Genomic DNA, 12438 nt, shown 5'->3' on the forward strand with positions numbered 1-12438 from the left:
GCGGCAGTTCCGATGTCGCAGACGGCGACGGGACCGACGTCGTAGACGGCTAGCTGCCGATATGGCGCTTGCCGCGCCGGCCGGCGAGTTCCACCTGTTTGTGCCGCTCGGCATAACGCGCGCGGTCCGCATCGGAGCGCGCCTCATGGCAGTGCGGACAGGAGACGCCCGGCACATAGAGTGGCGAGGCCCGCTCCTCTCTGCCCAGCGGGTGGCGGCAGGCGCGGCACAGTTCCGCATCGCCTTCCTCAAGGCCGTGGGTCACCGAAACGCGTTCGTCGAACACGAAGCATTCGCCCTCCCACAGGCTTTCATCGGCGGGCACTTCCTCCAGATATTTGAGGATGCCGCCCTTGAGGTGGAACACGTCCTCGACGCCGAGCGACTTGATGTAGGCGGTGGCCTTTTCGCAGCGTATGCCGCCGGTGCAGAACATCGCCACTTTCCTGCCGTCCAGTTCCGCCCGGTGTTCCTCCACCCAGGCCGGGAACTCGCGAAAGCTTTTCGTCTTCGGGTCGACCGCATGGCTGAACGTGCCCAGCGAGACCTCGTAATCGTTGCGCGTATCGATGACGAGCGTGTCGGGGCTGGCGATCAGCGCGTTCCAGTCCTCGGGCCGGACATAGGTGCCGACGCTCCGGCGTGGATCGATGCTTTCCACGCCCATGGTGACGATCTCACGCTTCAGCCGCACCTTCATGCGATGAAACGGCATCGTCGCGGCCTTGCTGTATTTCACCTCGAGGCCGGTGAAAGCCGGGATCGCTTCCAGATGCGCGATCAGTTCGCCGATCGCCGCCTCGCTGCCCGCGACCGTACCGTTGATGCCTTCGGGCGCCAGAAGCAAAGTGCCCTTGATGCCCCGCCCGCAGCAGAATGCCGCCAGCGGCGCTTTCAACGTCTCGAACGCTTCGAGCCGGCAGAAGCGATAGAGCGCCGCGACCCGGAATTCCTGCGGAGATGTGGACTGGTTCATCGCGAAAGCCACTATAGTCTGGAAACGAGGCTTTCAAGCCGGGCTTGTTCTACCCGCCTATTCAATAGTTTAGGCGAAGCCCGATTTGGCGGGTGACGAATTTCGGGGTGAAGTCTTAGCGGCTCCATCCACGCCCATCGGGCAACCACGACAATGATCGCCCAGAAGGGAGACCGTTTCATGTTCACCGATGACGTCGTCCGCGAGATCGCGCAGGCCGCAGCCCATCTCGGCCTTGAGCCGGCGCTGTTGCTGGCGGTTGCCGAAGTGGAAAGCGCCGGCAAGGCCTTCGCGGTCGTCAAGGGCAGGCGCGAACCGCTGATCCGCTTCGAAGGCCATTATTTCGATCGGCGGCTGGATGAAGAAAAGCGAACCTTTGCGCGCCGGAAGGGCCTTGCCTCGCCAGAGGCCGGCGCCATCGCCAATCCCGCCAGCCAGGCCGCCCGCTGGCGCATGGTGGAGGCCGCCGCCGCCATCGACGCCAAGGCCGCGTTCGAATCTGTCTCCTGGGGTCTCGGCCAGGTCATGGGCTCGCACTGGGCGTGGCTTGGCTACGCCAGCGTCGACGCGCTGGCAGCGGATGCCCGTTCCGGCGTCGCCGGTCAGGCAGGGCTGATGCTGAAGTATATTGAGAAGGCCGGGCTCACCGAGGCGCTGCGCAAGCGCGATTGGGCAGCCTTTGCCCGCGGCTACAACGGTCCCGGTTACAAGCAGAACGCCTATGACGCCAAGATAGCCGCGGCCTACCGCCGCTATGCGGGCGGTGACGACGGCGATGCGGCCCCCGCCGATGCACCCGACGGTTCGGGGTTGCTCCAGCAAGGCTCCAGGGGCGACGCGGTTGCGAAGCTGCAGCAGGATCTCGCCGCGCTCGGCTATCCGGTTGTTGCCGACGGCATCTTCGGTCCGCTGACGAAAATCGCCTTGCTCGCGTTCCAGGAAGATCATGACCTCGATACCGATGGCATCGCCGGACCACGGACGCTCGCCGCGCTGAGGCTGGCTTTGCCCGAGGCTGCCGAAGGGCCGGGATTATGGTCCGTTCTGGCGGCATGGCTGGCGCGACTTTTCGGCCGGTCGTGACGCTCACGCGTGGACTCGGATTCGCGCTTCTGCTAGATCGGCCGCTAATCGATAGCTGTATTAAATCGGTTGAATTGCAGCGAGCTGGAACAGGACGCGCCATGTCGAACAAAACCGAAAAACTCCTTTCGCTTCTGGGCGGCCAGCCGGTCATTCCGGTGCTGAAGATCGCCAGGGCAACCGATGCGGTGCCTCTGGCGCGCGCTCTCGCGCGCGGCGGCCTGCGGGTCATCGAGATTACGCTGCGCACCCCGGAGGCGCTGGAGGCCGTCAGACGCGTGGCGGGCGAAGTCGAGGACGCCATTGTCGGCGCCGGCACCATCCTGTCGGCGCGGCAGTTCGAAGAAGCCGCCGCCGCCGGTTCGAAATTCATCGTCAGCCCCGGCGTGACGCGCGAATTGCTCGCCGCCGGCCAAGCGAGCGAAGTGCCGCTGCTTCCCGGCGCCATCACGCCGGGCGAGATCATGACCGCGCGGGAAGCCGGGCTGGATTTCCTGAAATTCTTCCCGGCCGAACAGGCCGGCGGCGCAGCGTTCCTCAAGGCGCTTGCTTCGCCGCTTGCCGATATCCGGTTCTGTCCCACCGGCGGCGTCAGCGCAAAGAATGCGATGGATTATCTCAGCCTGCCCAATGTGGTGTGCGTCGGCGGCTCCTGGGTTGCCCCGGACGACCTGGTCGCAGCCGGCCAATGGGACGCCATCGAAGCCTTGGCCCGCGAGGCGAGCACGCTGCGCCACAACTGATGACCGGAAGCGTCATGTTCGACGCCCGATCCATTGCGGCCTCACAAACAAAAACCGCGCCGTTACGGCGCGGTTTTTTCTGGAGTGGAGTTTGCCCTACTTGGTGCCGAAACGCGCCACCGACAGGAACTTGACCGCCGTTCCGGAGAACTTGTTGGTGTTCGCCACCTGGTCTTCGGACTGGAACCCTGCCGTGTAGACTTCCTTCGGCGCCGTGCGCACCAGATTGTAGGCGAAGCTCGGCGCGGTGGTGGAATTCTTGACCGTGGCGACATAGTCGGTGCTGTGGATCGCCCAGCGCGCGACGCTCGGCTGGGCCGTCGTCACCACAGCCTTCGGATCCGGCTTGGCGTCGATGGCGCTGGCGCGGCTTTCCTTGCGGGTCGTCTTGACGCTGCCGCCGATCGCCGCCGTGGGGTCTGACCCTGCAGGAAGCGCCGCGATAGCCTGGCGAGGCGTGGCCGAATCGACAGCCGGATCGTTGAAGGCCGAACGCGGAGCCAGTCGCGGCATTGAAAGCGAAGCCACCTGGTAAGCATCCGTCGCAACCTCGCTGGAGGCTGTTTGCTCCAGAACCGCCCTGATCTCGTCGGGCCGCTGCGATGGCAGGACTGAAACCTTGTCGGGCCCGCCCTGCGCCGTTTCGGCGAGCGCCATCAGCACGGACTGCTGGCCGTCGGCCTTGGCCGCGACGCCATGTTCCGGCCGCCATGTCGGCACCGGCACGCCGGTCGAAGCGCCCGGCTCGCTATAGGCTGCGAGCGCCGTGGCGTCGGCGGTGCTGAAGGGGACGTTGGTCGGCGTCTGCTCAACCGCGGCGACCTGTACGGCCTCGCCGTTCTCGGCAGCCGCGTCAGCCACGCCGAACGGCACGGTTTCCGGCGTCTTCTCGCCTACGTCTGTCTTCGGACGTGGCGCAAAGGCCGGGAGCGGCACGCTGCGTGCGGGGAGCGCTGCGATGATGGTTTCCGGAGTCTCTTCCTTCGGCTCCTCCGCCACGGGGGCGTCCTCGACCGCGGGAATATTGGCGCGCTCCGCCTTGTCAGGCGGCACGATGGTGATGCCCGGCAGCGGCGGCTTCGCCTGCTTGACCTTCGGCTTGGGCTCGCTCGCAGCGGCCACGACATCGGCTTCGTCGTCCGCCTCGTCGGCGCCACCGCCGAAGAACGCGGCGAGCAGACCGCCCGACTTCTTGGAGGAACCGCCAATGCTGGCCAGCGCGATGGCTGTTGAGCCGTTCGCCTTGCGTGACTTGTAGGAGGCAACCGCCTGCTCGTAGCCCGGCAGCGGCCGGCCGTCGCTCGGCACATGCAGAGTCTTGCCGTTCGGGAAGACGCGCGCCAGTTCCTGGCGGCTGATGCCGGGCCAATGGCGCACATTGCCGACATCGAGATGCACGAAGGGCGAGCCTGAAGTCGGGTAATAGCCGACGCCGCCGCCCTGCATTTTCAGGCCGATGTCGCGCAGCTTCTTCAGCGGTACGCCCGGAATGTAGAAATCGATCGCCTTGCCAAGCATATGCTGGCTTTTCTGCGCCACGCCTCTGGAACGGCTGCGCAGCATCGAATTGGTGGCCGGCGCGCGATAGCCGCAGATCACCTGGATGTAGGAATTGGCGCCGCTGACGCGGTAGGCTTCCCAGACCATGTCCAGGAGGCGCGGGTCCATCTTGACGGGCTCGTTGCGGCGCCAGTCGCGCAGGATGTAATTGATCTTCTTAAGACCCTCGGGATCGTAGCGGCCATTGCGCTTGTAGACGATCTCGGCTTTTTCCCGCGTATGCAGATGATAGAACTTCAACGAGCGGGTTTCAGCGCTCGCGGCTGTCGCCATCGATGCAAGGAAAGCTGCTGCGGCCGCCGCGGCCGCCATCCATTTCGGCCAGACGATCGATTGGGATAGCCGTCCGTTACTGGGTCGTTCGATTCTGTTCAAATCAAAGGCCTTGTAGGCTGCCGTTTGTCCCCGGATTTGACCAAACGGATGTTGTCCACGTACACCCGAATATCGATCCTAATGGTTAATCGTCACTTATTGAAGTCGAAATGCGGTAACACCATGGCGATATCCCGGCAAAAATGCAACGCGATGCTTCTTGGTAAACCGCTGGTTTAGAGAGGAAAACTGTCGCGGGGCTTGCGGTGCGTCTCAGGAAGCCAGTCTGTCGAAACGCCCTGTATCCGGCTCGATTCCATATTCCTTGAGCTTCCTGTAGAGCGTCGAACGGCCGATGCCAAGCCGTCGCGCCACTTCGCTCATCTGGCCATTGTAGTGTTCTATGGCGAGCTTGATCATCTCCAGCTCGACCGCCGCCAGGGAACGGACGTTGCCGCGTTCGTCCAGCGCCCGCAGGGTTCCCCGTACGTCAAAGGGCTCCTGCCTTCGCCGGTCTGTCGTCCCTGGTTTGTCCAGGCCGAAAGCCTGATTCTGCTGCGGGTCGGGTGCGGCATCCGCCGCGCCGAGATCGACGATGCCTTCGACCTGCGCGCGGATCTGCGGGAACTCATTTTCGGTCAGTATATCGCCATCGCACAGGACAGACGCCCGGTAGACCGCGTTTTCCAGCTGACGGATGTTGCCGGGCCAGTCATAGGCCTGCAGCATGGCAAGCGCACCGGCCGACATGCCGCGCAGCCGGCGGCGCGGTTCCGCAGCCTCCAACTGGGCCATGAAGTGCTTGACCAGATGCGGTATATCGTCCCGCCGTTCCCGCAGCGGCGGCACGTAGATCGGGTAAACATTCAGGCGGTAGAACAAATCCTCGCGGAACTTGCCGTCCTTCACCTGCTGAAGCAGATCGCGGTGGGTCGCCGAAATCAGGCGTATGTCCACCCGCACGGGAGCGCGCCCGCCGACGGGATCGACCTCGCCGTCCTGAACGGCGCGCAATAGCTTGACCTGGACGTCGAGCGGCAGGTCGCCGATCTCGTCCAGGAAAAGCGTGCCGGTGTGGGCCTCGACGAACTTGCCCGCGTGCTTTTCCGTCGCGCCGGTGAACGAGCCTTTTTCGTGGCCGAACAGGATGGATTCGACCAGATTGTCGGGGATCGCGCCACAATTCACCGTCACGAACGGTCTCGACCGGCGGTCGCCGCTGCCCTGGATGGACCGCGCAACGATCTCCTTGCCGACGCCGGATTCGCCTTCGATCAGAACCGGTATGTTGGATGCGGCTGCTTTCTGACCAAGCCGGATGACCTTCTCCATGGCCGGGCTGCCGGTGGTCAGATCCTTCAACGTCAACGTGCCGCCGCCGCGCGGCGCCGCGCGCCTGACCTCGTTGCCGATCGCCTCGGTCTTCAGCGCATTGGCAATGGCGGTCTGCAGCCGCTCCGGCGAAGCCGGTTTGACGACGAAATCGAAGGCGCCGTGGCGCATCGCCGACACCACTGTCTCGATGCCGCCTTGCGCGGTCTGGACGATGACGGGAATGTCGATGCCGCGCTCGCGCATCGCCTTGAGCACCCCGATGCCATCGAGGCCCGGCATGGCCAGGTCGAGGATGATGACCGACACGTCTCCCGCCGCCGGACCGTCGATATGCCGAAGGCCGGCCTCGCCGCCATCGGCTACGATCGCGTCATAGCCGAATTTGGTTATCGCCAATTCGAGCAGCCGACGCTGCACCGGGTCGTCATCGACTATGAGTATGGAACCTGTCATGAGTGTTTCGAATTTGTTGCCGTGGAATGCCTGCCCTATGGATCATCTTGGCACAGGGTTCTAAATAAGCTTTCAAAAAAGCCGGTGAACGAAATCCTTAGGATTTGATCGGCATCAGGATCAGGCAAGCTTTTCCGGAAGGTGTTTGCATGGACATGAAGTCTTCCCGGCTGTTCGCCGCGCCGGCCTCTTCGCAGAGCGCTGCCGATTTCGGAGATCCGCCGGAATGGAACCTCGCCGATCTCTATTCCGGAATGGAAGCGCCGGAATTGAAGCGCGATATGGAGAAGGCGGCGGCCGACACCTTGCGCTTCGAAGCCCGCTGGAAGGGCACGCTGGCCGTGGAAGCGGCGCGCGGCGCCGAAGGCCGGCTAGGCGACGCGCTGAAGGAATACGAAGCTCTGGAAGAGCTGATGGGCCGCATCGGCTCCTATGCGGGCCTGGTCTATGCCGAGGACACGTCCGACCCCCAGCGCGCCAAGCTCTATGGCGACGTGCAGGAGAAGATGACCGACGCCAGCGCGCATCTGCTTTTCTTCGCGCTGGAACTGAACCTCGTCGACGATGCGCTGATCGAAAGCGCGCTCGCCGCCGATCCGGCCTTCGGCCACTACCGCCCCTGGGTGCTCGATCTGAGGATGGACAAGCCCTACCAGCTCGAGGACCGCATCGAGCAGCTTTTCCATGAAAAATCGATCACCGGGCGCGGCGCCTTCAACCGCCTGTTCGACGAGACGATGACCGACCTGCGTTTCGAGGTCGATGGCGAGAAGCTGGCCCTCGAGCCGACCTTGAACAAGCTGCAGGACGCCGACGGCGAGGTGCGCCGCGCGGCGGCCGAGGCCCTGGCCGCGACTTTCCGCAAGAATTTGCGGACTTTCACGCTGATCACCAACACCTTGTCCAAGGACAAGGAGATTTCCGATCGCTGGCGCGGCTTCCAGGACATCGCCGACTCCCGACATCTCGCCAACCGGGTCGAACGCAATGTCGTCGATGCGCTGGCCGCCGCCGTCCGTGAAGCCTATCCGCGCCTGTCACACCGCTACTATGCAATGAAGGCGCGCTGGCTAGGCATGGACGCCATGAACCACTGGGACCGCAACGCGCCGCTGCCCGAAACGCCGAAGGCGACGATTCCGTGGGACCAAGCGAAGGACACCGTTCTTTCCGCCTACAACCGCTTCTCGCCGGAGATGGCGGATATCGCACGCTCCTTCTTCGACCGCCGCTGGATCGATGCGCCGGTGCGTCCGGGCAAGTCGCCGGGCGCCTTCGCCCACCCGACCGTGCCGTCCGTCCATCCCTATGTGCTGCTGAACTATATGGGCAAGCCGCGCGACGTCATGACGCTCGCGCACGAACTCGGCCACGGCGTCCACCAGGTGCTGGCCGGCGGCCAGGGCGCGCTGATGGCCTCGACGCCGCTCACCCTTGCCGAGACCGCCTCGGTGTTCGGCGAGATGCTGACCTTCCGCTCGCTGCTCGACAACACCAAGGACCGCCGCGAGCGCAAGGCCATGCTGGCGCAGAAGGTCGAGGACATGATCAACACGGTCGTGCGCCAGATCGCCTTCTACGAATTCGAGCGCCGGGTGCATTCGGAACGCCGCAACGGCGAACTGACCTCGGACAGGCTCGGCGAATTCTGGTTGCAGGTGCAGGCGGAAAGTCTAGGCCCGGCGATCAGGCTGCGCGACGGCTACGAGACCTTCTGGACCTACATCCCGCATTTCATCCACTCGCCCTTCTACGTCTACGCTTACGCGTTTGGGGATTGCCTGGTGAACTCGCTCTACGCCGTCTACCAGAACGCCGAACGCGGCTTTCAGGAGAAATATTTCGACATGCTGCGCGCCGGCGGCACCAAGCATCATTCGGAACTGCTGAAGCCATTCGGGCTGGATGCCTCCGACCCCGCCTTCTGGCAGATCGGCCTCGGCGTCATCAGCGGGCTGATCGACGAGCTGGAAGCGCTGGATTGAGGCGCCTTACCCTCCCCCTTGTGGGGAGGGTCGATCCGTTGTGCGGATCGGGGTGGGGGTACTAAGAACGTGGCACCAACTTCTTCACCCCCACCCCGTCTCGTGGACGTTGCCGAGCAACGCCCACTCGCCGATCCTCCCCACAAGGGGGAGGGTAAAACCGCCGCCGCCTCCTTCGCCCTCTTCCGCGACGATCTTGCCGGACGCGAGGTCCTGTTCGAACGGCCTTCCGAAATCATCGCGCCGGCGATTGCCGACGATTTCGAAACCGCGTTCGCGCATATCCAGGCAGCCCACGACGACGGCAAATGGCTGGCCGGCTTTTTCTCCTACGAGGCTGGGTATCTGCTCGAGCCGAAGCTTGCGCCGCTGTTGCCGCCCAAGCGCCGCGTGCCACTGTTTTGCCTCGGCGTGTTCGACGGGCCCTCGGAACACGCGCTGGCCGCGGCGCCGGCGCCGACCAACGGACCCATTTTCGATGCCCGCGCAGGATGGTCCTTCCAGGAATACGAGAAACGCTTCGACCGGCTGCATGGCCATATCCGCAAGGGCGATTGCTATCAGGGCAACCTCACCTTCCCGGTCGATGCGCAATGGTCCGGCGATCCGCTCGCCGCCTTCAATGCGCTGACCGCGCGCCAGCCGGTGAAATACGGCGCGCTGATTTCACTTGGCGGCCCGACGATCCTGTCGCGCTCGCCGGAACTGTTTTTCAAAATCGATGCCCAAGGCTGGATCGAGACCCATCCGATGAAGGGCACCGCGCCACGCGGCGCTACGCCCGCCGAAGACCGGCGGCTCAAAACATTTCTGCGCAACGACGAGAAGAACCAGGCCGAAAACCGCATGATCGTCGACCTGCTGCGCAACGACATTTCCCTCATCAGCGAGGTCGGAACGCTCGACGTGCCGGAGCTTTTCCGCATCGAGACCTATCCGACCGTCCACCAGATGGTGAGCACGGTGCGTGCGAACCTTCTGCCCGGCCTGTCGATACGGCAGATTTTCGCGGCGCTCTTCCCCTGCGGCTCGATCACCGGCGCGCCGAAGATCCGCGCCATGGAAATCCTGCGCGAACTGGAGGACACTGCGCGCGGCGTCTATTGCGGCGCCATCGGCTGGATCGCTCCCAATGGCACGATGCGGTTCTCGGTGGCGATCCGAACGATCTCGCTCTTTGCAGACGGCGAGGCGGTCTACAATGTCGGCGGCGGCGTCGTGTTCGATTCCAGCGCGCGGGAGGAGTACGACGAGTGTCTGTTGAAAACACGCTTCGCGATGACGACACCGGCTTCGACCTGATCGAGACCCTGCGCTGGGAGCCCAGCGCGGGCTTTATCCGTCTCGAACGGCATCTGGCGCGTCTCTTTGGCTCGGCGGCGGAACTCGGATTCGCCTGTGCGCCGGAAGCAATCGGCCAGGCGTTGCAAAGCGCTGTCGGGCAATCCGGCGCGGCGCTGCGTGTGCGTCTCGTGCTTGCGCGGACCGGCGATGTCTCAGCCGCCGCACAGCCCTACGAGCCTCTTTCCCCCGGCAAGGTCTGGCGGCTGCGGCTTGCCCGCACGCGTCTCGATTCGAGCGATATCCTTTTGCGGCACAAGACGACGCGGCGGGCGATCTATGTCCATGCGCGCTCGGAATATCTGGCGCAGCAGGCGGACGAGGTGCTCCTCGCCAATGAACGCGGCGAGCTGTGCGAAGGGACGATCACCAACATCTTCGCCGATTTCGGCGATGGCATCCTGGCCACGCCGCGCCTCGATTGCGGCTTGCTGCCCGGCGTCCTGCGCGCTGAACTGCTCGATGTGCACAAGGCCGAAGAGACGGTTTTTTCCTTTGCCGATCTCCGCTCGGCCAAGTCGATTTTGGTCGGCAATTCGCTGCGCGGACTGATCCCGGCCACATTGGACTGACCCCGGCGCCATTCGCAAAAATCCGGCTCCTGCCGCACGGTAACCGCCGGCCCGATTGGCGGTTTGTGCTGGTTTGTGACAATGATCTATGGTTTAGCGCCCTGACTGATGCCCTGAAAAGTCGTAGATTTTGAAACAATTTCGAGGAGTTGGCTAAAAAATGGCGAATGAATCCTGGCCCGTCCATGGAGAAATCACCGGTCCCGTCGTGATGATCGGTTTCGGTTCGATAGGCCGCGGCACGCTGCCGCTCATCGAGCGCCATTTCAAGTTCGACAAGTCGCGCATGACCGTCATCGATCCTCGCGACATCGACCGCAAATTGCTCGATGACCGCGGCATCACCTTCATGCAGGAAGCGGTGACCAGGAAGAACTACAAGAAGCTGCTGACCCCGCTTCTCACCGAAGGCGGCGGCCAGGGCTTCTGCGTCAATCTTTCGGTCGACACCTCGTCGCTGGAACTGATGAAGCTCTGCCGCAAGCTTGGCGTGCTCTACATCGATACGGTGATCGAGCCGTGGCTCGGTTTCTATTTCGACGACAAGGCCGACAACGCCTCGCGCACCAACTATGCGTTGCGCCAGACCGTTCGCGAAGAGGTCGAAAAGAACCCGGGCGGCACGACCGCGCTTTCGTGCTGCGGCGCCAATCCGGGCATGGTTTCGTGGTTCGTCAAGCAGGCGCTGGTCAATCTCGCCACCGATCTCGGCCTGGAGTTCTCCGAACCCGCGACCGGCGACCGCGAAGGCTGGGCCAGGCTCATGCAGCAGGCCGGCGTCAAGGGCATCCACATCGCCGAGCGCGATACCCAGCGCGCCAAGAAGCCGAAACCGATGAACGTGTTCTGGAACACCTGGTCGGTGGAAGGCTTCATTTCCGAGGGCCTGCAGCCGGCGGAGCTCGGCTGGGGCACCCACGAGGACTGGATGCCCAAGAACGCCAGGCAGTACAAGCATGGTCCGCAGTCCGCCATCTATCTCGAGCAGCCCGGCGCCAACACCCGCGTCCGCACCTGGTGCCCGACGCCGGGGCCGCAATACGGCTTCCTCGTCACCCACAACGAGGCGATCTCCGTCGCCGATTTCTTCACGGTGCGCGGCAAGAAGGGCAAGGTCCACTACCGCCCGACCTGTCACTATGCCTACCACCCCTGCAACGATGCCCTGCTCTCGCTCGACGAGATGTTCGGCGCAGCCGGCAAGGCGCAGCCGGTGCAGCACGTTCTCGACGAGAACGAGCTGGTCGACGGCGTCGACGAGCTCGGCGTGCTGCTCTACGGCCACGCCAGGAACGCCTACTGGTTCGGCTCGCAGCTTTCATTGCAGGAAGCCCGCAAGCTTGCTCCCTACCAGAACGCCACCGGCATGCAGGTCACGTCGGCGGTTCTCGCCGGCATGGTCTGGGCGCTCGAAAACCCGGAGGCCGGCATCGTCGAGGCCGACGAGATGGACTACCGGCGCTGCCTCGAAATCCAGATGCCGTATCTGGGGCCGGTCAAGGGCTACTACACCGACTGGACGCCTCTCGAGGGACGGCCCGGGCTTTTCCACGAGGACATCGACAAGAAAGACCCGTGGCAGTTCCGCAACATCCTGGTCAGATAGCGCCAGCCCCCCTCCCTTTCGACGCCTTGCAATCGCCCGGAAATCGGGCGATTGAAATGGAGCGGATCGAGGAGAGGACTTCATTGATGAACACAGCGCGCAAAATGCTTCCGGCTGGTTGCGCAGCCGCCTTGGCGGTCATGCTTGCCGCCTGCACCACCAGCGGACCGCCCGAGCCGTCAATGGGCCAGCAGGCGCCGAGCGGCGTCGAAGGCTCATGGATCGACGCCAAGGGCACCGGCCTGTCGACACTGGCGGGCGGACGCTTCCAGACCGTTGCCACCGACACAGGCCAGAAACTGTCCGACGGCAGCTATACGATGACGGGCGCAGCCTCCGTTGAAATCAACGGCACATCGCTGATCCGCCAGTCGGGCATCAGCTTCAACTGTCTGCTTGTTTCGATCAACCAGATGAACTGCACCAGCGCCTCCGGCCAGAATTTCGTTCTGACGCGGCGCGTCTGAGA

The 12438-nt window shown here is 63.9% G+C and carries 10 protein-coding genes; 7 read left to right on the forward strand and 3 right to left on the reverse strand.

The genetic code is table 11. From position 1 onward, the window contains the following. Window positions 1–49: 49 nt before the first annotated feature. Complete coding sequence (locus ASD44_RS10410) at window positions 50–976, reverse strand: rhodanese-related sulfurtransferase (RefSeq protein ID WP_056111367.1); 927 nt, start codon at window positions 974–976, stop codon at window positions 50–52. Window positions 977–1156: 180 nt separating this feature from the next. Between ASD44_RS10410 and ASD44_RS10415 the strand changes: the two genes are divergently transcribed. Both ASD44_RS10415 and ASD44_RS10420 read left to right on the forward strand, forming a co-directional pair. Further along, a complete protein-coding gene (locus ASD44_RS10415) occupies window positions 1157–2059 on the forward strand; it encodes an N-acetylmuramidase domain-containing protein (RefSeq protein WP_056115874.1) in 903 nt (300 codons plus the stop codon). A gap of 101 nt (window positions 2060–2160) precedes the next feature. Beyond that, window positions 2161–2802: a 2-dehydro-3-deoxy-phosphogluconate aldolase gene (locus ASD44_RS10420; RefSeq protein WP_056111369.1), complete on the forward strand. Its 642-nt coding sequence runs from the start codon at window positions 2161–2163 to the stop codon at window positions 2800–2802. A gap of 96 nt (window positions 2803–2898) precedes the next feature. Here the strand turns inward: ASD44_RS10420 and ASD44_RS10425 are convergent, their stop codons facing one another. Both ASD44_RS10425 and ASD44_RS10430 read right to left on the reverse strand, forming a co-directional pair. Beyond that, window positions 2899–4635, reverse strand: coding sequence for a DUF882 domain-containing protein (locus ASD44_RS10425; protein WP_244478753.1), 1737 nt, complete (start codon window positions 4633–4635; stop codon window positions 2899–2901). A gap of 315 nt (window positions 4636–4950) precedes the next feature. Continuing rightward, window positions 4951–6465: a sigma-54 dependent transcriptional regulator gene (locus tag ASD44_RS10430; RefSeq protein WP_056111373.1), complete on the reverse strand. Its 1515-nt coding sequence runs from the start codon at window positions 6463–6465 to the stop codon at window positions 4951–4953. A gap of 155 nt (window positions 6466–6620) precedes the next feature. Here ASD44_RS10430 and ASD44_RS10435 point away from each other — a divergent pair, with 155 nt between their 5' ends. The 5 genes from ASD44_RS10435 (at window position 6621) to ASD44_RS10455 (ending at window position 12436) form a co-directional block, all read left to right on the forward strand. Further along, on the forward strand, window positions 6621–8450 hold the full coding sequence (locus ASD44_RS10435; protein WP_156459915.1) for a M3 family oligoendopeptidase: 1830 nt from the start codon (window positions 6621–6623) through the stop codon (window positions 8448–8450). Between the two features lie 213 nt (window positions 8451–8663). Continuing rightward, complete coding sequence (locus ASD44_RS10440) at window positions 8664–9752, forward strand: aminodeoxychorismate synthase component I (RefSeq protein WP_056115881.1); 1089 nt, start codon at window positions 8664–8666, stop codon at window positions 9750–9752. Further along, on the forward strand, window positions 9704–10363 hold the full coding sequence (locus ASD44_RS10445; RefSeq protein WP_056115884.1) for an aminotransferase class IV family protein: 660 nt from the start codon (window positions 9704–9706) through the stop codon (window positions 10361–10363). The genes ASD44_RS10440 and ASD44_RS10445 overlap by 49 nt, the downstream gene beginning before the upstream one ends. A 160-nt stretch (window positions 10364–10523) precedes the next feature. Continuing rightward, complete coding sequence (locus ASD44_RS10450; protein WP_056111376.1) at window positions 10524–11969, forward strand: homospermidine synthase; 1446 nt, start codon at window positions 10524–10526, stop codon at window positions 11967–11969. A gap of 86 nt (window positions 11970–12055) precedes the next feature. Beyond that, on the forward strand, window positions 12056–12436 hold the full coding sequence (locus ASD44_RS10455; RefSeq protein WP_056115887.1) for a hypothetical protein: 381 nt from the start codon (window positions 12056–12058) through the stop codon (window positions 12434–12436). Window positions 12437–12438: the final 2 nt, after the last annotated feature.

The sequence above is a fragment of the Mesorhizobium sp. Root554 genome (assembly GCF_001427025.1).
Classification (GTDB): domain Bacteria; phylum Pseudomonadota; class Alphaproteobacteria; order Rhizobiales; family Rhizobiaceae; genus Mesorhizobium.

Excerpts from the sequence above, each read along its gene's own strand:
- ASD44_RS10410 (WP_056111367.1), bottom strand. The coding sequence starts at position 976 with ATGAACCAGTCCACATCTCCGCAGGAATTCCGGGTCGCGGCGCTCTAT.
- ASD44_RS10415 (WP_056115874.1), top strand. The coding sequence starts at position 1,157 with ATGTTCACCGATGACGTCGTCCGCGAGATCGCGCAGGCCGCAGCCCAT.
- ASD44_RS10420 (WP_056111369.1), top strand. The coding sequence starts at position 2,161 with ATGTCGAACAAAACCGAAAAACTCCTTTCGCTTCTGGGCGGCCAGCCG.
- ASD44_RS10425 (WP_244478753.1), bottom strand. The coding sequence starts at position 4,635 with ATGGCGACAGCCGCGAGCGCTGAAACCCGCTCGTTGAAGTTCTATCAT.
- ASD44_RS10430 (WP_056111373.1), bottom strand. The coding sequence starts at position 6,465 with ATGACAGGTTCCATACTCATAGTCGATGACGACCCGGTGCAGCGTCGG.
- ASD44_RS10435 (WP_156459915.1), top strand. The coding sequence starts at position 6,621 with ATGAAGTCTTCCCGGCTGTTCGCCGCGCCGGCCTCTTCGCAGAGCGCT.
- ASD44_RS10450 (WP_056111376.1), top strand. The coding sequence starts at position 10,524 with ATGGCGAATGAATCCTGGCCCGTCCATGGAGAAATCACCGGTCCCGTC.
- ASD44_RS10455 (WP_056115887.1), top strand. The coding sequence starts at position 12,056 with ATGAACACAGCGCGCAAAATGCTTCCGGCTGGTTGCGCAGCCGCCTTG.